At 63.2% G+C, this 25,910-nt stretch carries 18 protein-coding genes; 12 read left to right on the top strand and 6 right to left on the bottom strand.

Annotated features, from left to right (window positions below; genetic code table 11):
* Nucleotides 1-85 precede the first annotated feature (85 nt).
* From JJB99_RS26430 to JJB99_RS26410, 5 genes are all read left to right on the top strand, one after another.
* Nucleotides 86-1,468, top strand: a complete 1,383-nt coding sequence (locus JJB99_RS26430) for an ethanolamine ammonia-lyase subunit EutB (RefSeq protein WP_200495181.1) — start codon at nucleotides 86-88, stop codon at nucleotides 1,466-1,468.
* A gap of 153 nt (nucleotides 1,469-1,621) precedes the next feature.
* Entirely contained in the window at nucleotides 1,622-3,208 is a 1,587-nt protein-coding gene (locus tag JJB99_RS26425) for a B12-binding domain-containing radical SAM protein (protein ID WP_200495180.1), read from the top strand.
* A 6-nt stretch (nucleotides 3,209-3,214) separates the two neighbouring features.
* Nucleotides 3,215-3,997 carry an ethanolamine ammonia-lyase subunit EutC gene (eutC, locus tag JJB99_RS26420; RefSeq protein WP_200495179.1) on the top strand — a complete coding sequence of 261 codons (783 nt, stop codon included), beginning with the start codon at nucleotides 3,215-3,217 and terminating at the stop codon, nucleotides 3,995-3,997.
* Nucleotides 3,998-4,202: 205 nt separating this feature from the next.
* Entirely contained in the window at nucleotides 4,203-6,569 is a 2,367-nt protein-coding gene (locus JJB99_RS26415) for an efflux RND transporter permease subunit (protein WP_200495178.1), read from the top strand.
* A gap of 57 nt (nucleotides 6,570-6,626) precedes the next feature.
* The gene (locus JJB99_RS26410; protein ID WP_200495177.1) at nucleotides 6,627-7,409 is read left to right on the top strand and encodes a class I SAM-dependent methyltransferase; all 783 of its coding nucleotides are present in this window, start codon (nucleotides 6,627-6,629) and stop codon (nucleotides 7,407-7,409) included.
* A 112-nt stretch (nucleotides 7,410-7,521) separates the two neighbouring features.
* Here JJB99_RS26410 and JJB99_RS26405 read toward each other — a convergent pair whose 3' ends face one another.
* Nucleotides 7,522-8,019, bottom strand: coding sequence for a hypothetical protein (locus tag JJB99_RS26405; protein ID WP_200500310.1), 498 nt, complete (start codon nucleotides 8,017-8,019; stop codon nucleotides 7,522-7,524).
* Nucleotides 8,020-8,481: 462 nt separating this feature from the next.
* On the opposite strand from JJB99_RS26405, the gene JJB99_RS26400 reads away from it, so the two are divergent.
* The 6 genes from JJB99_RS26400 to JJB99_RS26375 all read left to right on the top strand — a co-directional run bounded on the left by JJB99_RS26400 (nucleotide 8,482) and on the right by JJB99_RS26375 (nucleotide 14,666).
* Nucleotides 8,482-8,715, top strand: coding sequence for a cysteine rich repeat-containing protein (locus JJB99_RS26400; protein ID WP_200495176.1), 234 nt, complete (start codon nucleotides 8,482-8,484; stop codon nucleotides 8,713-8,715).
* A 191-nt stretch (nucleotides 8,716-8,906) separates the two neighbouring features.
* A complete protein-coding gene (gene hpnC, locus JJB99_RS26395; RefSeq protein ID WP_200495175.1) occupies nucleotides 8,907-9,791 on the top strand; it encodes a squalene synthase HpnC in 885 nt (294 codons plus the stop codon).
* Nucleotides 9,781-10,620, top strand: coding sequence for a presqualene diphosphate synthase HpnD (gene hpnD / locus JJB99_RS26390; RefSeq protein ID WP_200495174.1), 840 nt, complete (start codon nucleotides 9,781-9,783; stop codon nucleotides 10,618-10,620). The genes hpnC and hpnD overlap by 11 nt, the downstream gene beginning before the upstream one ends.
* A complete protein-coding gene (gene hpnE / locus JJB99_RS26385; protein ID WP_200495173.1) occupies nucleotides 10,620-11,888 on the top strand; it encodes a hydroxysqualene dehydroxylase HpnE in 1,269 nt (422 codons plus the stop codon). The genes hpnD and hpnE overlap by 1 nt, the downstream gene beginning before the upstream one ends.
* Before the next feature lie 64 nt (nucleotides 11,889-11,952).
* Nucleotides 11,953-13,920 carry a squalene--hopene cyclase gene (gene shc, locus JJB99_RS26380; RefSeq protein ID WP_200495172.1) on the top strand — a complete coding sequence of 656 codons (1,968 nt, stop codon included), beginning with the start codon at nucleotides 11,953-11,955 and terminating at the stop codon, nucleotides 13,918-13,920.
* Nucleotides 13,917-14,666: a phosphorylase gene (locus JJB99_RS26375; RefSeq protein ID WP_200495171.1), complete on the top strand. Its 750-nt coding sequence runs from the start codon at nucleotides 13,917-13,919 to the stop codon at nucleotides 14,664-14,666. The genes shc and JJB99_RS26375 overlap by 4 nt, the downstream gene beginning before the upstream one ends.
* 185 nt (nucleotides 14,667-14,851) lie before the next feature.
* On the opposite strand, the gene JJB99_RS26370 is transcribed toward JJB99_RS26375, so the two are convergent.
* From JJB99_RS26370 to ispH, 4 genes are all read right to left on the bottom strand, one after another.
* Complete coding sequence (locus JJB99_RS26370) at nucleotides 14,852-15,088, bottom strand: hypothetical protein (protein ID WP_200495170.1); 237 nt, start codon at nucleotides 15,086-15,088, stop codon at nucleotides 14,852-14,854.
* A 61-nt stretch (nucleotides 15,089-15,149) separates the two neighbouring features.
* Complete coding sequence (locus JJB99_RS26365; RefSeq protein WP_200495169.1) at nucleotides 15,150-19,451, bottom strand: hypothetical protein; 4,302 nt, start codon at nucleotides 19,449-19,451, stop codon at nucleotides 15,150-15,152.
* A 651-nt stretch (nucleotides 19,452-20,102) separates the two neighbouring features.
* Entirely contained in the window at nucleotides 20,103-21,263 is a 1,161-nt protein-coding gene (gene hpnH, locus JJB99_RS26360; RefSeq protein ID WP_200495168.1) for an adenosyl-hopene transferase HpnH, read from the bottom strand.
* Between the two features lie 37 nt (nucleotides 21,264-21,300).
* Nucleotides 21,301-22,227, bottom strand: coding sequence for a 4-hydroxy-3-methylbut-2-enyl diphosphate reductase (gene ispH / locus JJB99_RS26355; RefSeq protein ID WP_200500309.1), 927 nt, complete (start codon nucleotides 22,225-22,227; stop codon nucleotides 21,301-21,303).
* 456 nt (nucleotides 22,228-22,683) lie between these two features.
* On the opposite strand from ispH, the gene JJB99_RS26350 reads away from it, so the two are divergent.
* Nucleotides 22,684-25,272, top strand: a complete 2,589-nt coding sequence (locus JJB99_RS26350) for an MMPL family transporter (protein WP_200495167.1) — start codon at nucleotides 22,684-22,686, stop codon at nucleotides 25,270-25,272.
* Here JJB99_RS26350 and JJB99_RS26345 read toward each other — a convergent pair.
* Nucleotides 25,240-25,866 carry a DUF2147 domain-containing protein gene (locus tag JJB99_RS26345; RefSeq protein ID WP_200495166.1) on the bottom strand — a complete coding sequence of 209 codons (627 nt, stop codon included), beginning with the start codon at nucleotides 25,864-25,866 and terminating at the stop codon, nucleotides 25,240-25,242. The two genes, JJB99_RS26350 and JJB99_RS26345, sit on opposite strands and share 33 nt — an antisense overlap.
* Nucleotides 25,867-25,910: the final 44 nt, after the last annotated feature.

Raw genomic sequence — 25,910 nt, 5'->3', positions numbered from 1 at the left:
AAGATATTTCAGCGTCTTGATCCCAAGGTATAGTTCCAGGATCGCGCTGAGGTTGGCCGCTGGCCGACGAACCCCGGAGAGGCCCTTGGTCTACCGCCACACCATCGACGCCACGGCCTACACCTTCCCGGACCTGCGCGACCTCCTCGCCAAGGCGACGCCGCCGCGCTCCGGCGACCGGCTGGCAGGCATTGCCGCCGCCAGCGCCGAGCAGATGATCGCGGCGCGGATGGCGCTGGCGGACGTTCCGCTCGGGCAGTTCTTGCAGGAAGCGGTCATCCCCTATGAGGCCGACGAGGTCACCCGCCTCGTTATCGACAGCCACGACGCAAAAGCCTTCGCGCCGGTGGCCTCGCTCACAGTCGGCGCCTTTCGCGACTGGCTGCTGTCGGATGCAGCGACGCCCGAGGCTCTGCGCAGCCTGGCGCCCGGCATCACCCCGGAAATGGCCGCCGCGGTATCAAAGCTGATGCGCAATCAGGACCTGATCCTGGCGGCGCGGAAATGCGAGGTCACCACCGCCTTCCGCAACACCATCGGTCTGAAGGGGCGGATGAGCACGCGGCTCCAACCCAATCATCCGTTCGATGATGCCAGGGGCATCACGGCCTCGATCCTCGACGGCATTTTGCTGGGCGCAGGCGACGCCTGTATCGGTATCAATCCGGCAAGCGACGATCCGGCCGTGATCGCGCAATTGCTGCGGCTGCTCGACGGGATCATCGCGCGGCTGAAGATCCCGACCCAGGCCTGCGTCCTGACGCATGTCACGACGACGCTGTCGCTGATCGGGCAGGGCGTGCCGGTCGATCTCGTCTTCCAGTCGGTCGCCGGTACCGAGGCGGCCAACCGCAGCTTTGGTACCGATCTCGCCTTGCTGAAGGAAGGGCAGGAGGCGGGGCTGGCGCAGAAGCGCGGCACGGTCGGGCAGAACGTGATGTATTTCGAGACCGGGCAGGGCTCGGCGCTGTCCGCCAATGCTCACCACGGCGTCGACCAGCAAACCTGCGAGGCGCGCGCCTATGCGGTGGCCCGCGCCTTCGCGCCACTCTTGGTCAACAGCGTGGTCGGCTTCATCGGCCCGGAATATCTCTACGACGGCAAGGAAATCATCCGCGCCGGGCTGGAGGATCATTTCTGCGGCAAGCTGCTCGGCCTGCCGCTCGGGATCGACATCTGCTACACCAACCATGCCGAGGCGGACCAGGACGACATGGACAATCTGCTGACGCTGCTTGCGGCCGCCGGCGTCACCTTTATCATGGGCGTGCCCGGCGCCGACGACGTCATGCTGAACTACCAGTCGACGTCCTTTCACGACGCGCTCTATGCCCGCGACGTCTTCTCGCTGCGCCGCGCGCCGGAATTCGACGATTGGCTGGTGCAGGCAGGAATCGCTGGCGCCGATTTCCGTCTTGCCGGCGATGCAGGCCTGCTGCCCGATTTTGCCTCCCGGCTGATCGCCTGAGGCGGCCGAGGTCGCCCGCGGTGTCCGGGAAACCATCGGTCGTCCTCGGAATTATGCTCATGCCACAATATTGAGAAATTCCGGCGACAGCATTACGCTATGTGTCTGGCTGGCAATTTCCGCAACCGGTTCGAGCGTGGCGGGGGAGCTTAGATGCGAGCTGAAAGCAACGGTACGTCTCGGCGGATTCTGTGTGTGTTTCCGCGTTACACCTCGTCATTCGGCACGTTCGAGCATTCCTATCCGCTGACCGATGGCGTCCGCGCCTTCATGCCGCCCCAGGGCTTGCTGCTGATCTCCGCGTACCTGCCGAAAGGCTGGCAGGTCAGATTCGTCGACGAGAACCTCCGCCGCACGACCAGGGAAGAGTTCGAATGGGCCGAGGCGGTGTTCGTCAGCGGCATGCACATCCAGCGCCAGCAGATGAACGACATCTGCCGCCGCGCCCATGAGTTCGATCGGCCGGTCGCGCTTGGCGGTCCGTCCGTCAGCGCCTGTCCGGACTATTACCCGTCGTTTGATTATCTCCATGTCGGCGAGCTCGGCGATGCCACCAACCAGCTGATCGAGATTCTGTCGCGCGACACTTCGCGGCCCGAAAGCCAGGTGGTGCTGACCACCAAAGACCGTGTGCCGATGACGGAGTTTCCAATCCCGGCCTACGAGCTGGCCGACGTGAAGAAATACATGCTCGGCAGCATCCAGTACTCCAGCGGCTGTCCCTATCAGTGTGAGTTCTGCGACATCCCCGGCCTCTACGGCCGCAACCCGCGCATCAAGACGCCGCAGCAGATCGTCGCCGAGCTCGACCGCCTGCGCGAATGCGGCATGACCGACACGATCTATTTCGTCGACGACAATTTCATCGGCAACCGTAAGGCGGCGATGGATCTGCTGCCGCATCTGATCGCATGGCAGAAGAAGACCGGCTACGTGGTGCGGCTCGCCTGCGAGGCGACGCTCAACATCGCCAAGCGGCCCGAGATCCTCGAGAAGATGCGCGAGGCCTTTTTCGTTACCATCTTCTGCGGCATCGAGACGCCCGATCCCGACGCGCTGCACGCGATGCACAAGGACCACAACATGATGGTCCCGATCCTGGAGGGCGTGCGCACCATCAACTCCTACGGCATGGAGGTGGTGTCCGGCATCATCATGGGGCTCGATACCGACAAGCCGAACACCTCGGAGGCGCTGCTAGCCTTCGTCGAGGAGTCCAAGATTCCGCTGCTCACCATCAACCTGCTCCAGGCACTGCCGAAGACGCCGTTGTGGGACCGGCTGGAGCGGGAAGGGCGCCTGATCGACGACGAGGGGCGCGACTCCAATGTCGACTTCCTGCTGCCCTACGACGACGTCGTGGCATCCTGGAAGCACGCCATGGCCGTGGCCTACGAGCCGGAGAAGGTCTACGCCCGCTTCCAGTATCAATGCGACCATGTCTATCCTCACCGCCTCAAGGTGCCGGTGCCGGACGAGATGAAGACCTGGCCCAACATCCGGCGCGCGCTCGTCATGCTGCGCAACATCTTCTGGAAGGTGGGCGTGCTCGGCGACTACAAGCGCGTGTTCTGGAAGTTCGCGCTCGGCCGCATCAAGCGCGGCGACATCGAAGGGCTGATCGGTTGCAGTATGATCGCGCACCATCTCATCACCTTTGCGCGCGCGGCCTCCAGCGGCAAGCAGAACGCCTCGAACTATTCGATCCGGCTGCGCGAGGCCGCGGTTCCCGCCGAATGACGCGACATGTCTGATCCGGCCGTTCCGCGCCGCCCGACCCTTGATCTCAGGTCGCTCACGCCCGCGCGCGTCGCGCTCGGCCGCAGCGGCGCCAGCGTGCCGACCAAACCGCTGCTGGATTTCACGCTCGCCCATGCCCGTGCGCGCGATGCCGTGCACGCCGCCTTCGATGCGCCGCTTCTGGCGGCCGATCTCCGCGCGCTTGGCCTCGTCGTCACCGAGGCGAGGAGCCGGGCGGTCGATCGCCGCGATTATCTGCGGCGTCCCGATCTGGGACGGCAGCTCGAGGCCGGCTCGGCCGAGCTGCTGGCGCAGAGCGCCACCGAGCATTGCCAGCTCGCCCTCGTGATCGGCGACGGCCTGTCGGCGGCGGCGGTCCATGCCCATGCCGCGGCGTTGGTGGCTTGCCTGCTGCCGCTGCTTGCGGAAGGGGATGTCGCGATCGGCCGCGTGGTGGTCGCCTCAGGCGCGCGTGTCGCGCTCGGCGACGAGGTCGGCGCCATTCTCGGCGCGCGCATGGTCGTGACGTTGATCGGCGAGCGGCCGGGCCTGTCCGCGCCCGACAGCCTCGGTGCCTATCTGACCTTCGCGCCAAAACCCGGCCGCAGCGATGCCGAGCGCAATTGCGTCTCGAACATCCACAAAGCCGGGTTGAGCTATGGCGAGGCCGCCTTCAAGATCGCCTGGCTGGTCCGCGAGGGGCTGGCGCGGGAGGTCACCGGTGTGGCGCTGAAGGACGAGAGCGCGGACCGCGCGCCGCGTCGAATTGGCATGGCGCAGCCCGAATGACGGGCATTCCGGCGAAATCGCCGCATCTTGATCGATTCGGCCACCCTTCGCCTGCTTGCGAAAAGGCGGTTTGACCTGCTAAACCGCTGCCGGCGATTTTCCGCGCATTTTCAAAGGGCAAGCCTCCCATTGGTATGGCATTTTCAAGCCGTTCACGGGACGCCATAAGCTCACAGCTTGAGCCGATTTAGGAACTGGACAAGGCATGCTCGAAAAGCACAGCGAGAGTGAGGTTCATGTCGACAAGGTCGAGCAGGGACCTGCGTCCTCGATCGCCTTCGGGCTCGAGCGCATCGGCCTGTTCGCCGTCCGGGCGCCGATCGTCTCCTGCATCGTCCTGCTCGCGCTGATCGTCGGCGCCGTGTTCGGCATCCACCGCATCAAGATCGACGATTCGCTGTCGCAGCTGTTCCGCTCCGATACCCGCGAGTTCAAGCAGTATGAAGAGGTGACCAAGAAGTTCCCGGCCGAGGAGTTCGACGTGCTCGTCGTGGTCGAGGGCAAGAACCTCCTGGCGCGGAACAACCTCGAGAAGCTGCGCGACTTCATCACCGACCTGCAGCTGGTCGAAGGCACGCGTGGCCTCGTCTCGCTGTTCTCGGCGCGCCAGGCGCCGGCGCCCGGCAAGCTGCCGGCGGCGCTGTTTCCGCCCGAGCTTCCCGAGGGCGAGGCCTATGACAAGTTCATCGAGACCGTCAAGAACAACGAGATCATCCGCGGCAAGCTGCTGTCGGAGGACGGCACGCTGGCACTGGTCGTGCTGTCGCTCGATCCGGAGGTGGTCGGCTCGAACAAGCTGACCAAGACCGTCGGCGACATCCGCGCGCTGATGAAGGAGGATCTCGGCGACACCGGGCTCAACGTGCAGCTCTCTGGCGTGCCGGTGATGCAGCTCGAGATCCGCAACGCGGTCGAGCGCGACGGGCTAACCTACAACATCCTCGGCATCCTCGCCGGCTGCGTCATCGCCATCATCTTCTTCCGCAAGATCTCGTTCATGATCGCGGCGGCCTTCCCGCCGATGATCGCGATCCTGCTGGCGCTCGGCGCGCTCGGCTGGGCCAATTTCAATCTCAACATGTTCCTGAACGTGATGACGCCGCTCATCATGGTCATCAGCTTCTCCGATTCGATGCAGCTCACCTTCGCCGCGCGCGACCGGCTGATCGCAGGCCAGGACAAGTTCACCGCGTTCAAGAACGCGGTGCTGGTGGTCGGCCCGGCCTGCGTGCTGACGCACGGCACCGCCGGCATTTCCTTCATCGCGCTCCAGTTCTCCGACTCCGATCTGATCCGCAAGTTCGGCGAGGCGGGCCTTGCCGCCACCATCATCGCGCTGGTCGCGGTGCTGTCGCTGGTGCCGGTGTTCGGCGTGCTGTTCGTGCGCAACGAGAAGATCTTCGCCGTGAAATTCCAGAGCGCGGATGCCGGCGTCCAGGCGCTGCGCAATTTCTGCTACTGGATCGCGGTGCGCATGGTCGGCCGTCCCGGCCTGTTCAGCCTGATCGCGGTGCTGTTCGTCGGCAGCCTCGGCGTTGTCTACGCCAATCTCGAGCCGCGCTACCGGCTCGCCGACCAGGTGCCCGACAAGCGCCAGGCGGTCGCCGCCAGCGACCGGCTTGATGCCAAGCTGACCGGCGCCAATCCGGTCAACGTGCTGATCCAGTTCCCCAAGGGTGAATCGCTCTACTCGCCGGAAACGCTCCAGACCATCGCGGACGTGCATGCGACCGTGGAGAAGGCGGCCGGCGTCGGCAATGTCTGGTCGCTCGAGACCCTGCGCCGCTGGCTTGCGGAAAAGGCCGGCAGCGCAGATGTCGCGACGCTGAAGGAATATGTGGGCGTCATCCCCGAGCATCTGGTGCGCCGCTTCATCGACGCCGAGCAGGATGCCGTCGTGGTCGCCGGCCGCGTGCCGGACAAGGATTCCAGCCAGCTGCTGCCGATCGTCGACAAGCTCGATTCCGAGCTCGATGCCGTCCGCAAGAAGCATCCCGGATACGAGGTCGCGGTGACGGGCCTCGCTGCGATCGCGGCGCGCAACTCGGCCAGCATGATCGAGAAGCTGAATCGCGGCCTCACCGTCGAGTTCGCATTGGTCGCGCTCTTCATCGGCCTTGCCTTCCGCTCATGGGTGGTGATGTTCGCCTGCATCCTGCCGGGCATCTTCCCCGTCGTGATGTCGGGAACGGTGCTGTGGGCGATGGGCGAGGGCCTGCAATTCGCCAGCGTCGTCGCGCTCACCGTCTCGTTCGGCTTGGGCCTCAGCGCAACCATCCACTTCCTCAACCGCCTGAGGCTCGAGAGCAAACCGGGCGTCGGCTCGGCGCTCGCGGTCGAGCGGGCGACCGTGCTGGTTGGACCTGCGCTGATCCTGACCACGGTGGTGCTGGCCTGCGGCCTCGTCGTCACCGTATTCTCCGACCTGCCCTCGCTGCGGCTGTTCGGCTGGCTCAGCGCCTTCTCGATGGTCATGGCGCTTGTCGCCGACCTCTTCATCCTGCGGCCAACGGCGATGTGGCTGATCAACCTGCATGAGAAGCTGCAGGGTCCGGACAAGCGGGCGATCTGAGCAGGGTCATCGCGACGCCACCGAATCGCGGCATTCTGGCCGCTTCTCGGAGGTTCCATGCGACACGACAGCTCCATCACGGAGTTTCAGCAGAAGCGGGGCGGCGACTCCGCTGCGTTCTTTGTGCCATTCCTGTCGCCAAGCGCGTCCCTGCTCGACGTGGGCTGCGGTCCCGGGACCATCACGGCCGCCCTTGCAGGGATTGTCGGCACGGCCGTCGGCGTCGACATCGAGCCGAACGCAGTTGCCGCCGCCAATCGGCTTGCGGCACGTTCGGGCTTGACCAATCTCGCCTTTGTCGAAGCCGACATGATCTCGCTTCCGTTCGAGGACGAGGCGTTCGATGCGGTTTTCTTCCACGCGGTGCTCTACCATCAGAAACAGGAGATGCTGGCGCGAACGTTGGCGGAGGCGCGACGGGTGCTGAAGCTCGGAGGATTGCTGGGCACGCGTGACGCCGATGTCGGCGGCAACATTCTTCACCCCGAACTCGACGGCGTACGCCTCGCGCTCGATCTCTGGCAGCGCTGGTACGAGCACGACGATCCGGAGGCGATTCGGTTCGGTCGCCGGCAAAGCTCTGTGCTTCGTGCGCACGGCTTCACGCCGGTCTGGGCCGGCGCGAGCTATGTCAGCCACAGCGCTGATGTTGCGAGCCGCGCCGAAGCAGTCGCCGATGCGCGGCGAAGCCTGCTCGGCCTCGGGCCGCAACTCGTTGGCAAGGGGCTCGCGACGGATGATGAAGTGCAGGCCGCGCTTGCCGGATGGGCAGCTTGGGGAGGCGATCCGGACGCGGTCTATTTCAGATGCCGATGCGAATGCGTCGCACGCAAGGACTGATCCGTCGGCGCACAGTTCATGCTTCGATGGAGCCTGCGTATGTGGTCCATGTCAGCAAAAAGCCCCGGCTCACGAGAACCGAGGCCGTGTTCCTCATAGATCGGGAAGAGTATCAGCCCTTCGTCATGGTGATGTTGACGCCGCGGATCTCGCCCTTGGAGGAGATCTGCACCGTCTGCTTGGTGCCGTTGGTGCGCAGCGACAGATTGGCGGCAAAGCCGTTGGCCTCGACGAACACGTCGATCTGGCCGCCGCCGGCGGTGCCTTGCAGATTGCCGAAGATGTTGCGGTTGGACTCGCTCCAATTGCCGGAGATCCGCTCGCCCTGGCTCGTCACGTCGCTGGTCAGGTCGAACTTGTAGCTGTCGGAGGCGCAGTGCAGGGCCTGCTTGAGCGCGAGGCCGCTGCCGGCGACCTTGTAATCCGCCTTGCAGCGGATGCGTTCGGTGGAGCCGTCTGACAGCGACACCGTGCCGGTGCCGGTCCACGCGCCGTCGAAGCCGGCAAACGGTCCGGACGACTGAGCGTGGCTTGCCGTAACTGAGAAGAGCAGCGCAGCGGCAATGCCGGCCGCCTTGATTGCCAGTCCAGATCGCCCAAAGAATTTCATCACGAATATATCCCGTTTTGGAACGACGTCCTCTTACGAACAAGAACGTCTCGCCACATCGAAAGTTTAGTGCTTTGAGCCTGTGTCAGGTTCAATGCCCGGCTGCCTGAGATAGCGGTTCACGACGGCCCGGGCCGCACCTGGATATCGCGATTCCCTGTGTTTCCGCATGTTTCTGGCCGGAAGGGCCGAATGGAGAGATGCAGCTGTGCAACAGGTGCCAAGCAAAACGCGGCCGTTCAGAATTATGACGTGGTATCAACCTCTTACATCTGCGAATGAAAGCGCAGGGAAGACCGGATTTGGCAGGGGTGGCGCCAATTTGGCCGCATTTGCCAGTGCTTGTGCCTTCTCTGAGGCCGCTACCGAAGCGGCGACTTGCCATCAGAACAATCCGTTCCCGCCGTCCGCCCTGTGCTGTCCGGGATCGGTGCGATTCTGCCGTCAGAATGAAGGAATACAATGCGTAAGCTTCTCGTCGCTCTCACCCTGCTGTCGGCCTCCCTTTCGACGGCAGCGTTCGCCCAGCAAGGGCGCGGCACCGAGGCCGAGCAGAAGGCCTGCACCCGCGATGTGCAGAAGTTCTGCCGTGCGGTCATCGACCAGGGCGATTTCACTGTCCTGGCCTGCCTCAAGGAGAACCGGGCCAAGATCTCGCAGGCCTGCGACCAGGTCCTGAAGAACCACAACCAGTAAGCTCGGCCACTGGCCCACAAAGGCGGCCGCGGGGCCGCCTTTTTCGGCCGGATCCGGAAGGGCTGCCATCGAGAGACAGGATTGGTTTTGCGGCCGTATTCCCCTATATGGGGGCCGCGGCGGCATCGCCGGCATGAGCCCGCGCGAGCGCAAAAGCCCTTCCCGTCCAAACGATTGTAAACCAGCCCTCGATGACCTCTGCGAGCGAATTGCGATCCGGCAAGGGTGACCGCGACGAGAATTTTCCCGTCGCGTCCTGGATCATTCATCCGCGTCATCGCGCCCTGATCCTGGCCTATTACAATTTCGTCCGTACCGCCGACGACATCGCCGACCATGCCACGCTGGCACCCGACCAGAAGCTCGCTTATCTCGACCTGCTCGAGGCGGAACTGCTCGGCAAGGGCGATACCCAGGCGGAAGCCGTCACTTTGCGCCGTGCACTGGCCGAGCGCGGCATGACGCCGCGGCACGCGCTCGACGTGCTGATCGCGTTCCGCATGGACGTGACCAAGCTGCGCTACGAGACCTGGGACGAGGTCATCCACTATTGCCGCTATTCGGCGATGCCGGTCGGCCGCTTCATGCTCGACGTCCACGGCGAGAGCACCTCGACCTGGGCCGCATCCGATGCGCTCTGCGCAGGCCTTCAGATCAACAACCACCTTCAGGATTGCGGCAAGGACTTTCGCGAGCTCAACCGCGTCTATCTGCCGCGCGATGCGCTGGCCGCCAGCGGCGCCTCGGTCGAGCAACTGGGGCTGACGCAGTCGCCGCCGGCGATGCTGGCCTGCCTTCAGTCGCTTGCCGCGCGCAACGAGGTCCTGCTCGACGAGGGCCGGTCGTTAGCTGCGGAGATCCGGGATTTCCGCCTTGGCGTCGATGTCGCGGTGATCCAGGCCTACGCCGACCGCATCGTGCGCCTCTTGAAGGTGCGCGATCCCCTGCGCGAGCGGGTGCATCTGAACAAGTTCGAGCTGCTCACCTTCAGCCTCGCCGGGATGATCGGCGAGGCCGGCCGCCGCGCGATCGGGCGCAAGGCCGTTTCCAGACCGGGGACTGCCCATGACGCTTGAGGCGACCTCGCCCGGCGCCAATTATGGCTCGACCGCATCGAACAGCTCCTTCTACGCTGCGATGCGCATCCTGCCGCATGACCAGCGCGAAGCCATGTTCCAGATCTACAGCTTCTGCCGCCAGGTCGACGACATCGCCGATTCCGACGGCCCGCGCGACCAGCGGCTCGCCGCGCTCCAGCAATGGCGCAACGACATCGACGCGCTCTATCAGGGCAATCCGCCGCCGCGGCTGAAGGACTATGTCGGCTCGGTGAAGACCTTCGGCCTGAAGCGCGAGGATTTCCTCGCCATCGTCGACGGCATGGAAATGGACGTGCCGCAGGACATCCGCGCGCCCGACATGGCGACGCTGGATCTGTATTGCGACCGGGTCGCGAGCGCCGTCGGGCGTTTGTCGGTGCGCGTGTTCGGCCTGCCGGAAGAGGACGGCATCCTGCTCGCCCATCATCTCGGCCGCGCGCTCCAGCTCACCAACATCCTGCGCGACATCGACGAGGACGCAGGCCTTGGCCGGCTCTATCTGCCGCGCGAGGCGCTGCTGCATGCCGGCATCACCTCGAACGATCCGAACCGCGTGATCGCCGAGCGCGCGCTGCTGAAAGTCTGCCTGCCGCTGGCACAGCGCGCCAAGATGCATTTCGAGAAATCCGACGAGATCATGAGCCGCAACAAGCGCCGCGCCGTGCGCGCGCCGCGGATCATGTCGAAATACTACCATTCCATTCTGGACCTCCTGGTCGCGCGCGGGTTCAACGCGCCGCGCGAGCCGGTGCGTGTGTCGAAGGTCACACGCATCCTGATCCTGCTCCGCTACGCTTTCATCTGATGCAAAACACAGCTCACATCATCGGCGCCGGAATTTCCGGCCTCTCTGCCGCCGTGCGGCTCGCCAATGCCGGCTTCAAGGTCGCGGTGCACGAGGCAACGCACCAGGCCGGCGGCCGCTGCCGTTCCTATTTCGACGGCGCCACCAATCTCACCATCGACAACGGCAATCACCTGCTGCTGTCGGGCAACAGCCATGCTCGCGCCTACGCGCGCGCGATCGGCACCGAGGCGGGCCTGGTCGGCCCCGACAGCGCGCAGTTTCCCTTCGTCGACATCAAGACCGGGCAGCGCTGGCAAATTGATCTCGGCAATGGCCGGCTGCCGACCTGGGTGCTGGACGAAAGCCGTCGCGTGCCAGACACCGGGCTCACCGACTACCTGAAGCTGGCGCCGCTGATCTGGGCCTCGGAAGACACGCTGGTCGGCAAGTCGATTCCTTGCGAAGGCATTCTCTATCAGCGCCTGGTGCAGCCGCTGCTGCTGGCCGCGCTCAACGTCGATCCGCCCGAGGGCTCAGCCGGGCTTGCCGGCGCGATCGTTCGCGAGACGCTGCTTGCGGGCGGGCAGGCCTGCCGTCCCTTGATTGCGCGCGACGGCCTCAGCGCCGTGCTGATCGAGCCGGCCGTGAAATTCTTGGGCGAGCGCGGGCATACGGTTCAGCTCGGTCATGAGCTGCGTTCGTTCATCAGCGGCGACGGCAAGGTGACCGCGCTCAATTTCGGCGGCGAGGACTTGGTCCAGCTCGGCGAGGGTGACGTCATCGTGATGGCGGTGCCGCCGCGCGCCGCCGCGAGCCTGCTGCCGGGCCTGAAGACGCCGACCGAATTCCGCGCCATCGTGAACGCGCATTTCCGCTTTGACCCGCCGCCTGGCGCAGCGCCGATCCTCGGCGTGATTGGCGGCGTCGTGGAATGGCTGTTCGCGTTCCCGAATCGGCTCTCCGTCACCATCAGCAATGGCGACCGTCTGGTCGACATGCCGCGCGAGGAACTGGCGCAGGCAATCTGGAACGACGTCTGCGAGGCGGGCGGCGTGTCCGGCGAGCTGCCGCCTCAATTGCCTCCTTGGCAAATCGTGCGCGAGCGCCGTGCCACATTTGCGGCGACGCCGGCCCAGAACGCCCTGCGTCCAGGGCCGGTCACTGCGCTGAAAAACCTGTTTCTTGCCGGCGATTGGACTGCTACGGGGTTGCCTGCAACGATCGAGGGATCGGTCCGATCGGGTGATCGCGCCGCCGATCTCGTGCTGGCCGCCAAAGGATCTTGAGAAGCGGCCCTGACGGGCGAATGTCCCGGTCACTTTCAATCGACTATCGGAGCAATCGAGCGACATGGATTCCGTGAACGCGACCAGCCGCGAGGCAGTGGAATCGAAGAGTTTGGAATCGAGCATTGCCTCGGCGACGCAAGGCGTCCTCGGCTTCCAGCAACCGGACGGCCATTGGGTGTTCGAGCTCGAGGCCGACTGCACGATTCCGGCCGAGTACATCCTGCTGCGCCACTATCTCGCCGAGCCGGTCGACACCGTGCTCGAGGCCAAGATCGGCAATTACCTGCGCCGCGTCCAGGGTGCCCATGGCGGCTGGCCGCTGGTGCATGACGGCGCGTTCGACATGAGCGCCAGCGTGAAAGCCTATTTCGCGCTGAAGATGATCGGCGATTCCGTCGACGCGCCGCACATGGTGCGCGCGCGCGAGGCGATCCATGCCCGCGGCGGCGCCATTCACAGCAACGTCTTCACGCGTTTTCTGCTCGCGACCTTCGGCGTGATGACCTGGCGCGCGGTGCCGGTGCTGCCGATCGAGATCATGCTGCTGCCGTTCTGGTCGCCGTTCCATCTCAACAAGATCTCCTATTGGGCGCGCACCACCATGGTGCCGCTGATGGTGATCGCCGCGCTGAAGCCGCGGGCGAAGAATCCGAAAGGCGTCGGTATCGACGAGCTGTTCCTCCAGGACCCGCGCTCGATCGGCATGACGGCGAAGGCGCCGCACCAGAGCATGGCCTGGTTCCTGCTGTTTCGCAGCCTTGATGCGATCCTGCGCGTGGTCGAGCCGATGTTTCCGAAGAGCTTACGCAAGCGTGCGATCGATGCGGCGCTCGCCTTCATCGAGGAGCGGCTCAACGGCGAGGACGGCATGGGCGCGATCTATCCGCCCATGGCCAACATCGTCATGATGTACGACGCACTCGGCAAGGACGAGACCTATCCGCCGCGCGCGATGACGCGCCGGGGCATCGACAAGCTGCTGGTGATCGGCGACGACGAGGCCTATTGCCAGCCCTGCGTCTCGCCGGTGTGGGACACCACGCTGACCGCGCATGCGCTGCTGGAAGCCGGCGGCGACAAGGCGGTGCCTGCGGCCAAGCAGGGCCTCGACTGGCTGATCCCGAAGCAGGAGCTCGAGGTGAAGGGCGACTGGGCGGTGAAGCGGCCCGACGTGCGCCCGGGCGGCTGGGCGTTCCAATACAACAATGCCTACTATCCTGACCTCGACGACACCGCTGTCGTGGTGATGTCGATGGACCGCATGCGCCGGGAGCACGGTGCGACTGGTTACGATGCCGCGATCGCCCGCGGCCGGGAATGGATCGAGGGCATGCAGAGCGACGACGGCGGCTGGGCTGCCTTCGACGTCAACAACCTCGAATATTACCTGAACAACATCCCGTTCTCCGACCATGGCGCGCTGCTCGATCCGCCGACCGAGGACGTCACCGCGCGCTGCATCTCGATGCTGGCCCAGCTCGGCGAGACCGTGAAGACCAGCAAGCACGTCGCCGACGGCGTGGCCTACCTGCGCAAGACCCAGCATCCGGAGGGCTCCTGGTACGGTCGCTGGGGCATGAACTTCATCTATGGAACCTGGTCGGTGCTCTGCGCCCTCAACATGGCCGGCGTCGGCCACGACGACCCCATGATTCGCAAGGCCGCCGCCTGGCTGGCCTCGATCCAGAACAAGGACGGCGGCTGGGGCGAGGACGCCGTCAGCTACCGCCTGGATTACGAGGGCTGGGAAGCCGCCCCCTCGACCGCCTCGCAAACGGCATGGGCCTTGCTTGCCCTGATGGCGGCTGGCGAGGTCGATCACCCGGCCGTCGCCCGCGGGGTGGAGTACCTGATTGCAACACAAAACAAAAAAGGACTGTGGGACGAGCAGCGCTACACCGCCACAGGCTTCCCCCGCGTGTTCTATCTACGATATCATGGTTACCCGAAGTTCTTCCCGCTGTGGGCGCTGGCGCGGTATCGGAACTTGCGGAACACCAACAGCAGGGTGGTAGGGGTCGGAATGTGACTTTGGGGACGGGGGACTATGTTACCGTGGGTCAGGCCATCGACCCGCGGCCGATACTGATCGTGACCGGACTGGTTCAGGAGGCCCGCATCGCGGCCGGGCCCGGAATGGCGGTGATCTGTTCATCCAGCAGCCCGGCCCAGTTGCGGGCGCTGCTGACGGTGGTCGATCCCGACACGATTCGCGGCGTGATCTCGTTCGGCGTGGCCGGCGGGCTCGACCCGAGCTTGCGCTCCGGCGACGTCGTGCTGGCCACCGAGGTGCTGTCCGGCGACGCCCGCTGGGCCGCCGGCCTGTCGCTCGGCGACGACCTGATCGAGCGCCTGACCTCGGGCCGCCGCCGCGTCGTGCGCGGCAGCCTCGCCGGCGCCGAGGAGGTGGTCACGAAGCGGTCCTGCAAGGCGGCGCTGCATTCGGAGACCGGAGCCTTCGCCGTCGACATGGAGAGCCACATCGCGGCTGCCTACGCCGCCGAGGCCGGGCTGCCCTTTGCCGCCGTGCGCGTCATCAGCGATCCCGCCCACCGCGCGCTGCCGGCGCTCGCCCGCGCCGCGATCAAGCCGAACGGCCAGATCGACCTTGCCGCCGTGTTCCGCGGCATCGTCCGCAATCCGGCGGCGCTGCATGCGCTGGTCTCGACCGGCCTCGACTTCAACCGCGCGCTGCGCTCGCTTCGCGGCTGCCGCGATTTCCTGATCGGCAGCGAGCTCGCAGGTGGCGAGGCACTGGTGTCCGAGGCGGCCTGAGCGGGGGGCGGAGAGCTGAGAAAAGAAAAGGCCCGATCGCCATTGTGATCGGGCCTTTTCTTTTGAAGTCCGTAGCCCCTCAATCACCAATTGCGGTGCGAGCTACCGTGTTTCTGCTGTTGCAGCGCTGTTCGCGTTGGTCGTACTGATCTGGGTGGTTGCGCCATGAAGCAGCTAACGGCTTGTCAGCGATCGGAAACTGAAGAATGAGCCTTCAGATCAACGAGTTCATAGGCCAGCCGCGGATCTTGCACGATCGCATCGACCGCTTGCTGCGCGCCGACCGCCTTTATCGGCGCGACTACTGTGGCTGTGAAACCAAGCTGCGCATTCCGATGGATCGTGACGAAAACAGCAGAACCTAGTCGCTGCTGGATGATCTGCTTCAATTCGGTGGAAGTAACTTTTTGACGGGTACTCATAGGCACAAACTCCAGGGGCTTCGAACGTTGACACATGGTGTTTCGCCGCCTCTGATAGAAGTCAGCATCGTCCGGTATGCCTTACCGATCCCCCCGATCGAGTAGCCTTCTCCTTCGAAAGTCTCGGTCTGAGATCTAACCCTCTCCCCATCAGCCTGACGGTGCCGCCGAGGCCGTTTGCCAGCCGCTCAGCCTCGTCGTTAAGAACGGCGATCAACTGCTCGAAGCTTAGACGCTCTCCTGTCTTTGGATGTTCCCACTGACGATGTCTTGCGATGGTCACAAGTAGGCAGCCCGCACGACACTCATCTGCCGCCATGTATTTGGACAGGAGCTGATCATGGATGGTGTTGAATAGGTCCGTCCCGGTGCGTTCATCACCGAGCTTGAGTTCAATTACTCCCTGCTGGCCCGAAGCAGTTGACCGAAACCGGATATCGGTTTCCTTCTCGTCGGCGGTTACGCTTTCCTGATCGATGATGTAGCTCTGTCGGGAGGCATCTCGCAGCGCGAGTGCGAGTGCCCGCCGCATCACATGTTCGTCGTTGATGCTGGCCCATAGTTCTCGCGGTGAAACGTCCTGAAGTAAGAGATCGTCGATGTCATCGAGTCGATCCCGCATCAGCGCGAACATCGCGTCCCTTGTCTTGGGCGGAGACTCACCGTGCCGCTCGAGAACAGCGAACTCGGCCTCGGTGAGTGCGACGTCGTCCGCTTCTTCGGCAGCCTTCTCGTCGGCCACGGCAATAGCTCGATCCTTGAAATGAGCAAACAGCGGGTCGTTGGCCATTTCGATTTTGACGGTCCAGGCTTCGGGGCCGTGTGCCGCGAACAGGGCACTCAAAATCGCATTCCGTCCGCGTTCGGCATGGTCCCGCGTGTCTGGCGTATATGAGCCCTCATGATGGTTGTCGTCATCGGGCCGAATTTGGCGGTAAGCGAGACGGAGAAGGCGCAGAAGGAGCACCGGACCAAATCGGAAGCTGCCAAGATCGAAACCCAGGCCTCCGTGGTCGTGGTTGAAGAGATCTGCGAAAATTTGCACGGCCGGGCTGAATTTGCCGATCGTCATGCCGGCCATCCCCTTCTCGAGCGTGTCAACGCCAGCCTCAGGATCGCGATTCAGAAGTGCCGGAAGCCATACCTTTGCGATGGGGGTCGTAATATCGTCGCCAAGATGTTGCTTTGCTGTTTCGCGGATGAACCTGCGATCATCATCATTCCCGGTCTTCACTAAGAGTTCGATGGCTTGCCGCAGATTTTGTTCATAACGAAAATCGGTTGAACCGCTGTTCGCTACAATCTCGGTCACCCAGGCTCGAATGCGGGGAACGAAGAGGGCCGCGACGATGGCAGGAGCGTGAGCGACGTGCTGAAGGAATATCGAGTAGGCGCCAGCGTTCGTTATCTCTTGCAAAGCCAAGCTCAATTCCTGGCCTAGGACATGATCAACAGCTTGGGGATATTCAACCGTCAAGCTTTCCAGCCACGACGGAAGGGCGTTCATCTCAATCGGCGCGAAACGACATGCAAGTTCAGCTTCCTGTTCCGTCAGTTTTTGGGCCCAGTTCGGGTCTTCGGCTTCTGCCGCAACGCTGGCGAGGCCGAATTGCCATCGAACCAGAAACGTGTCCTTCTTGTTTTCGGCGCGTTCGCTGCGGAGCGTCGGCCTCTCCTTTCGCCACGCCGCCATCATCGTCTCGCGAAGCCGGTCGGCCACACTCTTGCCAAACTGCGCCTCGATGAAACGGCGGTTCCATCCGGATGCCCGGCTTTTCTCGCCGGAACGTCCGATCGCGCGCCATAGGTCCAAGGCGGTGCCTTCCGCGCGGTCGCCTGAAAATACGGCGTCCGGATTATGCGCGACTTCGCGCCAAAATATCACCCAGCTTGCGTGGTCCTTAGCCGCGCGTCGCTTGGCCTGTTTCATCCGCTTTGCATTTTCCACTTCCATGCAACGGATCTCGGCCGAGATCTCCTGCGGTTTCATGCGATTATCGATGATCGCCGTGAGGTCCGGAGAGTCAGCAACGAGGGGCTTAAGCCCCTCAAGGAGTTCGTAGTAATTCGTTGCTCCGCGATTAAGCAAGTTTAATTCGGCGTAGAGCATCATCTCGCGGTGGTCGATCGGAGCTTGCTGATCGACGAGACATTGGCGAATCCAGGCATCGTCTTTGTCGTTTAACTGGATGCCGCCATGGTAGGAGAGATCAAAAATGCGCCCCCATGCACTCTCAATCTTGTGAAGACTCGCGACAAAACCACTTTCGGCCCAGAACGCCCGTTCGCGCGCATCAAGTGGAAGCCCATCGAGCGCAAGGCGCAATGAGACAAAAGCATCTCTCTCCGTACTGTACTCCTCTTTCCAAAGCCGGATCGCAAGCAGGCTGGACGCGATCCACGCATCACTTCTCACGCCTTCGACCTCCTGCAGCCGGCAAGCTGCACGGAGCGCGGGTATCAGATCGTATCGTTTCGTTCGGAGGTGTGGGAACTTGTTCTGGTCCCATGTGATCCCATCAAGGATCAAAGCGGTGAATGATTGCCGCAGTGCGTCGAGGTACTCCGGGCTCAGATCGGCCGTCTCAATTTCGTGCGGCAGACGATGAGTAAGCTCGCCAATGCTGCGGGGATGCTCTTTTACCCGTCTGAGTATCTTCGACAACTGGTCAACTGATACATGCCCTGGGAATAGTTCTATGAGAGCCCGGCGCGCCATGACACCGGGCCATCGGTCTGGCTCCATCTCCAGTGAAGTCACCAGCCGCTCAAGTCGATCGTCGCTAAGCTGTACCATGGCCTCGATGGCGAGGGTGCGTTCGCGGATGTCTCCGGCCGCGTCCATTGCGACAGTGTGGACAACGTCCGCACACTCCTTCAGCTTGCTGATGGCAATGATCCGAAGCAGAAAGGTCCGTACTTCAGGATTCTCGATCTCACCTTCCCACAAGCCCTTCACGCTGGCGGCAAGTTCCGGACAGGTGAAGCGGTGCGCTTGAATCTCAGGGATACTGAGGCCCCGCCAGCCGCCGCGGCCGTAACGGCCCACATAGGCTTCGAGCGCCCTGATCCGCTGTACCGGGCTAAAGGACTGCGGATCCCCATGGTTGAGAATGACGGCGGGATCGAGCACTAACACATCGTCAAGAATGGTGCTGTGCCAAAGAGCAAGCCACGCTGCTACCGGTCGCATTGTCGGTCGAACTGTTCGTGTCCCCTGCGCTGTCTCCACGAACAGGAGCCTCTTAATGGATTTGATGGGCACGCCGCGGGCCAGAAGCGTATCGAGCCGCTTTGCGGCGAGAAATTCGAGCACGGATCGGTGGTGAAAGCGAACGCGGCCGTAGCTTGCGAAGCCGAACAGAGCGCGCTCGAGAAGAACGGATTGGGCCTCTGCGTCCCAGTCCAGCAGGACCTTGGATATGTCCAACGCTGCTTCGCTGGCGTGGATGTTGTCCGCGTCAGCAGAGTGACGCAAGGTGAGCTTCCGAGTCAGCAGCGCGGCGAGCGCAAGGCGGCTTGCGCCCTCGATTGCCACCTCATGCGAAAGCGCGACCCTCTCTTTGGGGGCAGTCCTCGGCTTCAGTTTAGTGGCGACATTTGACTCGACCTGTTCGCGATGAGACCGGATGCGATGGTGCTCGCGCCAGTCCGAGCACAGTTCGATCAGATCCTGAGGACGTTCCGCGAACTCCTGCGCCTCGCGTTCGCCGATATCCGCCAATAGCGCGTCAGGATCAGTCAACCCCTGAAGAACGGCGAACTCCCGCATTTGCTTGACCGAAAGAGGCATCAGGCTGACATTGCGCCACGGTTTAGGTTCGTTCCCGTCGGAGGGCTTGTTCTGGTTGCGCTCCATCATCATGTCGGCGAACGCCTCGGCCGTCTGCGTTGCCTCCCGCGACAGCGGAATGGGCAGATGTTCCTTGAAAAGTTCGCGATCGATCGGCACCGGCCGCGTTGTGACGATGATGCGCGCACGGCTCAACTGGCCGGCGAGCGCCTTGTTGAGCCGCTTGAGTGCCTGCTCGAAGCTACCAAGCGTAAGCTTCAGCTCATCGTAGGAATCCAGGAAGAACGTCGCTGTTTCGGATTGAGATCGTAGCCACGCGTCAAAGCGCAACTCCTCCTCATGGTTGAGCATGTCGCGAACCGAGCTTCCTGACAGGGTCGCAAGTTCCAGAAAGAACGCAGGCTCTCCAGCATTCCAGAGTCTAGCCTGTTGTGTCTGGCACTCATAAGTCTTTCCCGCCCCAGCCTCCGAAACCATTATGACACGTTGTGAGAGCAACAATTCATCCCAGCCGAAACCGGCGCGCCAGCCGATGCGCGCGAGCATCGAGGCTCGTTCGATATCGGCCACCTCGACATCCGACAGGTCCCGAAAAGAACGCTGGATGGCTGGTGGAGTGACGGAAACATCTATTCTCTGAGGCATCGCGTTGCCACGCTTAAGCTGATGAAAGAGGGAGCTTTGATTCGCTGTCAGCAGGTTAGCAGCATGTGGCGATCATGAGTTGCGTGACAGGCACGCAATCATATCACGGTCTGCTCGGAGTTCGGAAAAGCGGAGATTTCGCGCGTCGGCTATCGCGACTGATTGGGTACTGCTTCCGAATAGGCCATGATGGCATAATGCCACTGTTTTGCCCGACGCGTCAAACGCAATTCGTAAAATACGAAAATGTGGCCGGTGTTTGGATTGTGCTCGAACTACAACAGCGCGCCTCAAATTGCGGTGCAGCACCGCGCAATCCCGACCATTGCCGATTTGCTCGGCGCAGCAATGGCTTGATCGAACGGACATGGCGCCGTTCGGCGGGCGTGCTTCTACTGTGCATGGGGTTGTTTTTCCCTTTTTGCAGGAGCGCGGTCCCGTCCGGCCCAGCAATGAGGGGAAGGAGTGCAGTCCTTGTGTTGATTCTGCTCTTGCCCGGGCCTTGAGCTGAGCAAAAGAAAAAGGCCCGGTCGCCATTAGCGATCGGGCCTTTTTCATTCGGTGTGGTTCGCGTGCTTACGCCGCGGTCGAAGCCTTCCGTGCGGCCTTGGCCTCGGCTGCTGCGGCCTCATCCCGGCGGATCTCCGAGAGCTTCTTCTGGACCTGCTCCGAGAAGATGTACTGCGCCGGGCGCTGCTTGGACATGTCGATCTCGGGCGCCATCGGGCCTGTGGTCCTGACACCACGCAGGGCTACCCACATCGCCTTCAGCGGGTTGTTGAGCGCGGCGGTGGCCGCCGTCGGCTCGTAGCCGCAATGGGCCATACAGTCGGCGCACTTCTCGTATTTGCCGGTGCCGTAGGTCTCCCAGTCGGTGGTCTCCATCAGCTCCTTGAAGGTTTTGGCGTAGCCTTCGCCGAGCAAGTAGCAGGGCTTCTGCCAGCCAAAAATGTTGCGCGCGGGCATGCCCCAGGGCGTGCACTCGTATTCCTGGTTGCCGGCGAGGAAGTCGAGGAACAGGCCGGAATGCATGAAGTTCCACTTCTTGCCCTTGCCCATCGCGAAGACGTCGCGGAACAGCTTCTTGGTCTTGGTGCGGTTGAGGAAGTGCTCCTGGTCCGGCGCGCGCTCATAGGCGTAGCCGGGCGACATCGAGACGCCGACACCGAGCTCGACGGTGAGGTCGAGGAACTTTGCGATCTCCTCGGCCGGATGGCCGTCGAAGATGGTGGCGTTGACGTTGACGGTGAAGCCGCGCGCCTTGGCCGCCTTGATCGCGGACACGGCACGATCGAACACGCCCTTCTGCGATACCGCCTTGTCGTGGTGCTCGCGCAGGCCGTCGAGATGCACCGAGAAGAACAGGTACGGCGAGGGCTCGAACAGATCGAGCTTCTTCTCGAGCAGCAGCGCGTTGGTGCAGAGCGAGACGAACTTCTTGCGCGCGACGAGGCCGCGCACGATCTCGCCGATCTCCTTGTGGATCAGCGGCTCGCCGCCGGGAATGGCGACCATGGGCGCGCCGCACTCGTCAGCCGCATCCCAGCACTCCTGCGCAGTCATGCGGCGGTTGAGGATCGCATCGGGATAATCGATCTTGCCGCAGCCGACGCAGGCGAGGTTGCAGCGAAACAGCGGCTCCAGCATCAGCACGAGCGGATAGCGTTTGCGGCCAAGCAGTTTCTGCTTGAGCAAATAGCCGCCGATACGCATTTCCTTGAAGAAGGGGATAGCCATTGCAAAGTTTCTTTCTGGGCTTTTCAATTCGGGTGGGTCAGCTCGCGGCCAGTTGGGCCGGAAGCCGGAATTCGATATTTTCCTCGCGGCCCGGCAGTACCTGGACTTTCACAGGTCCGATCCGTCGCATCGCTTCGATCACGTCATCCACGAGTACCTCAGGCGCCGAGGCGCCGGCCGTGACGCCGACGCTCCTGGCATCCTTCAACCACGCCGGATCGAGCTCGCTGCCGTCGGCAATCAAATAACTCGCGACGCCGGCTTCAGTGCCGATTTCGCGAAGCCGGTTCGAGTTCGAGCTATTGGCAGCGCCCACCACCAAGATCACGTCGACCAGCTTGCTCAAGTCCCTTACCGCAGATTGGCGGTTCTGTGTCGCATAGCAGATATCCCGGATATCCGGACCTTGAATATCTGTAAAGCGGGCCTGAAGGGCCGAAATGATGTCCTTGGTGTCGTCGACCGACAGGGTGGTCTGGGTGATGTAGGCCAATGGCGTATCCGCCGGCAGCGTCAGGCAGTTTGCCTCTTCAACGCTCTGGACCAGCATAACAGGGCCTGGGATCTGGCCCATCGTGCCCTCCACCTCGGGGTGGCCGGCATGGCCGATCAGGATCAGGGTCCGGCCCTTGGCGATATAGCGCTTCCCCTGATTGTGAACTTTCGTGACCAGTGGACAGGTCGCGTCGAGCACCGGAAGGTCGCGGGCGGCCGCTTCTTCTTCGACGCTGCGGGCGACGCCATGGGCGCTGAACACGGTCACGGCCTTTGCCGGGACTTCCGACAGCTCCTCGACGAAGATCGCGCCTTTGTTCTTCAGGCTTTCGACCACGTATTTGTTGTGAACGATCTCATGGCGCACGTAGACGGGCGGGCCGTACTTTTCCAGCGCCCTTTCCACGATCTCGATCGCACGCACCACGCCCGCGCAGAAGCCGCGCGGTTGCGCCAGGTAAACTTCCATAGGACGTCCATCACGCAAGTTGCACCAATCCGCTTCAAAGTCCTCAGCGGCACCTCGATACTGACCAACAGCAGCAATAACTGCACCATCGGCTTCGCGCACGCGGTAACCCAGCCCCGCCCTCCGGGTTCCGGCGCATGGAGGCGCAATACTTTGTGTCAAAAAATCGGCGGCAGGGAAAGGTCAATCGGCCTGGGTTCCTGCGCCCGCCGGCGATGGTATTATAGTAAGCGATTTCCCCTGAGCAAGCGGCGGTCTTTGTGCTCACCGCATCGTCACTTTCCCGCCTCAACTCCCCGGCTATACCGACCGCCCCGCACGATTTCGCTACGGACTTCGCCGATTACCTCGAACCTTCGTGCGGCGAGAACCACTCAAAACAGCAATAGGTTTCGCCCGGGAACTCCGATAAACAGCGGGCGTTTTCGGCAAGCTGTTTCACCAGAAAGAAAAGATGTGCTGCAAAGCGTAGTCGTTGCCATCGTCAGGGCCTGCACCCGGTTTGCCTCCCTTGTCGTCGTTCTCGGGCTTCTGCTGTCGGTCGGCGCGGGCTATTACGCCGCGCGGCACTTCACCATCAACACCGACATCAATTCGCTGATTGCCCAGAATCTCGACTGGCGCCAGCGCGACCAGCAATTCGACAAAGCCTTCGACCGCGATGCGACGATTCTCGCGGTCGTCGAGGCCGCGACGCCCGAGCTGACAACTGCCGCGGCGGATGCGCTCTATGCCAAGCTGAAAGACGACAAGACCAATTTCGTGTCGATGCAGCAGCTCGGCACCGGCGAGTTCTTCGAGCGTAACGGCCTGTTGTTCCTGCCGACCGAAGAGGTTGCCAAAACCACCGGTCAGTTCGAATCCGCAGCGCCCCTGATCGAGATCATGGCAGGCGATCCGTCGATCCGCGGCCTGACCGGAGCGCTGGAGACCGGGCTTGCCGGCGTCAAGCGGGGGCAGGTGAAGCTCGATAGCACCGAGCGGCCCTTCAACCAGATCGCGCAGACCGTCGAGACCGTGCTCAACAACGGCCATGCGACCTTCTCCTGGCGCGAACTCGTCAGCGACCAGCCGCTGTCGGATTCAGACAAGCGGGCCTTCATCGAGTTCAAGCCGATCCTTGACTACAACGCGCTGGAGCCCGGCAAGGACGCCACCGACGCGATCCGCAAGGCGGCAGCCGATCTCGATTTCCCGACCAAATTCCAGGCGCGGGTGCGCCTGACCGGCCCGGTGCCGATCGCCAACGAGGAATACGCCACCGTCCAGGAAGGCGCCGTCGTCAACGGCATCGGCACCGTGCTGGTCGTGCTGCTGATCCTGTGGCTGGCGCTGCATTCGGCGAAGATCATCTTCGCGGTGTTCATCAATCTCTTCGTCGGGCTTGCGATCACGACTGCGGCCGGCCTGATGATGGTTGGCTCATTCAACCTGCTGTCGATCGCGTTCGCCGTGCTGTTCGTCGGCCTCGGCGTCGATTTCGGCATCCAGTACAGCGTCCGCTACCGCTCCGAGCGCTATAAGCACGACGATCTCCCCGCCGCGCTCGTGCTCGCCGCCAAGCGTTCGGCGATCCCGCTGTCGCTGGCGGCAATGGCGACCGCGGCCGGCTTCCTCTGCTTCATGCCGACCGACTACAAGGGCATCGCGGAGCTCGGCCAGATCGCCGGCGTCGGCATGCTGGTGGCGTTCCTGTCCTCGATCACCGTCCTGCCGGCGCTGCTGAAGCTGCTCAATCCGCCCGGCGAGAAGGAGCCGGTCGGCTACGCCTTCCTGGCGCCGGTCGATCACTTCCTGGAGAAGCACCGCGTGCTGATCGTGGGCGGCACGCTGCTGCTCGCGCTCGGCGGCCTGCCGCTGCTGTATTTCATGAAGTTCGACTTCAACCCGATGAACTTGCGCAATCCGAGGGCGGAATCGATCGCCACCTTCCTCGACCTGCGCAAGGATCCCAACACCGGCGCCAACGCCATCAACGTGATGACGACGTCCGAGGAGCAGGCGAGGCAGGTCGAGGCGAGACTGGAGAAGGTTCCGGAGGTGCTGCGGGTGATGTCGCTCGACGGCTTCGTGCCGCAAGACCAGCAGCCGAAGCTGAAGCTGATCGCGCAGGGCGCCAAGGTGCTGAACCCCGCGCTCAACCCTGATCAGATCGATGCCGCGCCGACGGATCAGGAAAACGTCGAGGCGCTGAAATCCTCAGTCGACAATCTGCGCAGGACCGCGGGTGATGCGAAGGGCCCCGGCGCGGTTGCCTCGCGGCGGCTGGCGGACGCGCTCGAGAAGCTCGCCAATGGCGACGAGGCCACGCGCAACAAGGCGCAGGACGTGTTCGTCACGCCGATGAAGATCGTGTTCGACCAGCTCAGGAACGCGATGCAGGCAGGTCCCGTCACACTGAACTCGCTGCCGCCCGATCTCGTCAGCGCCTGGAAGAGCAAGGACGGCATCATCCGCGTCGAGGCGCTGCCCAAGGGTGATCCCAACGACAACGAGACGCTGCGCAAGTTCGCGGCGGCGGTGCTCGCTGCCGAACCGACTGCGATCGGCGGACCAGTCTCGATCCTGAAGTCCGGCGACACCGTGGTGAGGGCGTTCATCCATGCCGGCGTCTACGCGCTGCTGGTGATCGGCCTCTTGCTGTGGATCACGCTCCGCCGGTTCGTCGACGTGCTGATGACGCTGGTGCCGCTCTTGGTGGCCGGCGCGGTGACGCTCGAGATTTGCGTTTTGATCGGCCTGCCGCTCAACTTCGCCAACATCGTCGCATTCCCGCTGCTGCTCGGCGTCGGCGTCGCCTTCAAGATCTATTATGTCGTGGCGTGGCGCTCGGGCAGGACGAACCTGCTCCAGACCAGCCTGACGCGCGCGATCTTTTTCAGCGCGCTGACGACCGCGACGGCATTCGGCAGCCTGTGGCTGTCGAGCCATCCCGGCACGTCCAGCATGGGCAAGCTGCTCGCGCTGTCGCTGGTGACGACGCTCGCCGCCGTGCTGCTGTTCCAGCCAGCGCTAATGGGCAAACCCCGCAATGTCAGGGAGTAGGCAGATGTCGCCGACCGGGTCGGCGGCGCCTTTTTGGCCGGGCTTGGCGGCGGTCTTGGGGGCTGCGGGCGCAGGTAGGGCCGCGGCGCCCGTTGTGTTTGGCGCTCCCTGGGCTTTCGGCGCCGTGGACTTCGGCCCGCCCTTGGCCATGGCGTTGGCAGGGCTCGAGGGAATTGGCGGGCCGACCCGGGTCCAGGTCTCGCCACCGCAGAGGAAGCCCATCACGCAGCCCTTGATTTCGAGCTGATCGGCGCCGACAGGCGTGATGGTCGCGCTGTAGAGCTGACCGTCCTTGGCGTTATAGACCTGTCCTTCCCACTGATCGACGCCGGGCTTCTTCTTCATGTCGATCAGGGTCGGCATGCCCAGCGTCGGCCTGTTCTTTTTTGATACATCGGGATTGTTCTCGTCGCGGCCGCCGGGCTTTTTTTCCCAGGAAACCGCCCCCCACATGCTGCCATTGCATTGGGCGACACGGATGTTGGCGACGCCATCGGCGACCCGCCAGTCGCCGGTGGGGTCTGCGGCGAGCGCGGGGGTCAGGCAGGCGTAACCGCCGGCCAGTATTAGTCCGGTGTAAAGGGGCAAACGCATGAGAGTTCCTTGGCAGTGCAACATGGTCTAAAGCTGTGCTTGCG

Source organism: Bradyrhizobium diazoefficiens (assembly GCF_016616235.1).
Lineage (GTDB): Bacteria > Pseudomonadota > Alphaproteobacteria > Rhizobiales > Xanthobacteraceae > Bradyrhizobium > Bradyrhizobium diazoefficiens_H.
This window is presented reverse-complemented; position numbering and strand designations above follow the sequence as displayed.

Excerpts from the sequence above, each read along its gene's own strand:
- hpnD (WP_200495174.1), top strand. The coding sequence starts at position 9,781 with ATGACGCTTGAGGCGACCTCGCCCGGCGCCAATTATGGCTCGACCGCA.
- eutC (WP_200495179.1), top strand. The coding sequence starts at position 3,215 with ATGTCTGATCCGGCCGTTCCGCGCCGCCCGACCCTTGATCTCAGGTCG.
- JJB99_RS26415 (WP_200495178.1), top strand. The coding sequence starts at position 4,203 with ATGCTCGAAAAGCACAGCGAGAGTGAGGTTCATGTCGACAAGGTCGAG.
- JJB99_RS26425 (WP_200495180.1), top strand. The coding sequence starts at position 1,622 with ATGCGAGCTGAAAGCAACGGTACGTCTCGGCGGATTCTGTGTGTGTTT.
- JJB99_RS26370 (WP_200495170.1), bottom strand. The coding sequence starts at position 15,088 with ATGAGTACCCGTCAAAAAGTTACTTCCACCGAATTGAAGCAGATCATC.
- hpnE (WP_200495173.1), top strand. The coding sequence starts at position 10,620 with ATGCAAAACACAGCTCACATCATCGGCGCCGGAATTTCCGGCCTCTCT.
- JJB99_RS26410 (WP_200495177.1), top strand. The coding sequence starts at position 6,627 with ATGCGACACGACAGCTCCATCACGGAGTTTCAGCAGAAGCGGGGCGGC.
- shc (WP_200495172.1), top strand. The coding sequence starts at position 11,953 with ATGGATTCCGTGAACGCGACCAGCCGCGAGGCAGTGGAATCGAAGAGT.
- hpnH (WP_200495168.1), bottom strand. The coding sequence starts at position 21,263 with ATGGCTATCCCCTTCTTCAAGGAAATGCGTATCGGCGGCTATTTGCTC.
- ispH (WP_200500309.1), bottom strand. The coding sequence starts at position 22,227 with ATGGAAGTTTACCTGGCGCAACCGCGCGGCTTCTGCGCGGGCGTGGTG.
- JJB99_RS26405 (WP_200500310.1), bottom strand. The coding sequence starts at position 8,019 with ATGAAATTCTTTGGGCGATCTGGACTGGCAATCAAGGCGGCCGGCATT.
- JJB99_RS26345 (WP_200495166.1), bottom strand. The coding sequence starts at position 25,866 with ATGCGTTTGCCCCTTTACACCGGACTAATACTGGCCGGCGGTTACGCC.
- hpnC (WP_200495175.1), top strand. The coding sequence starts at position 8,907 with ATGACCTCTGCGAGCGAATTGCGATCCGGCAAGGGTGACCGCGACGAG.
- JJB99_RS26400 (WP_200495176.1), top strand. The coding sequence starts at position 8,482 with ATGCGTAAGCTTCTCGTCGCTCTCACCCTGCTGTCGGCCTCCCTTTCG.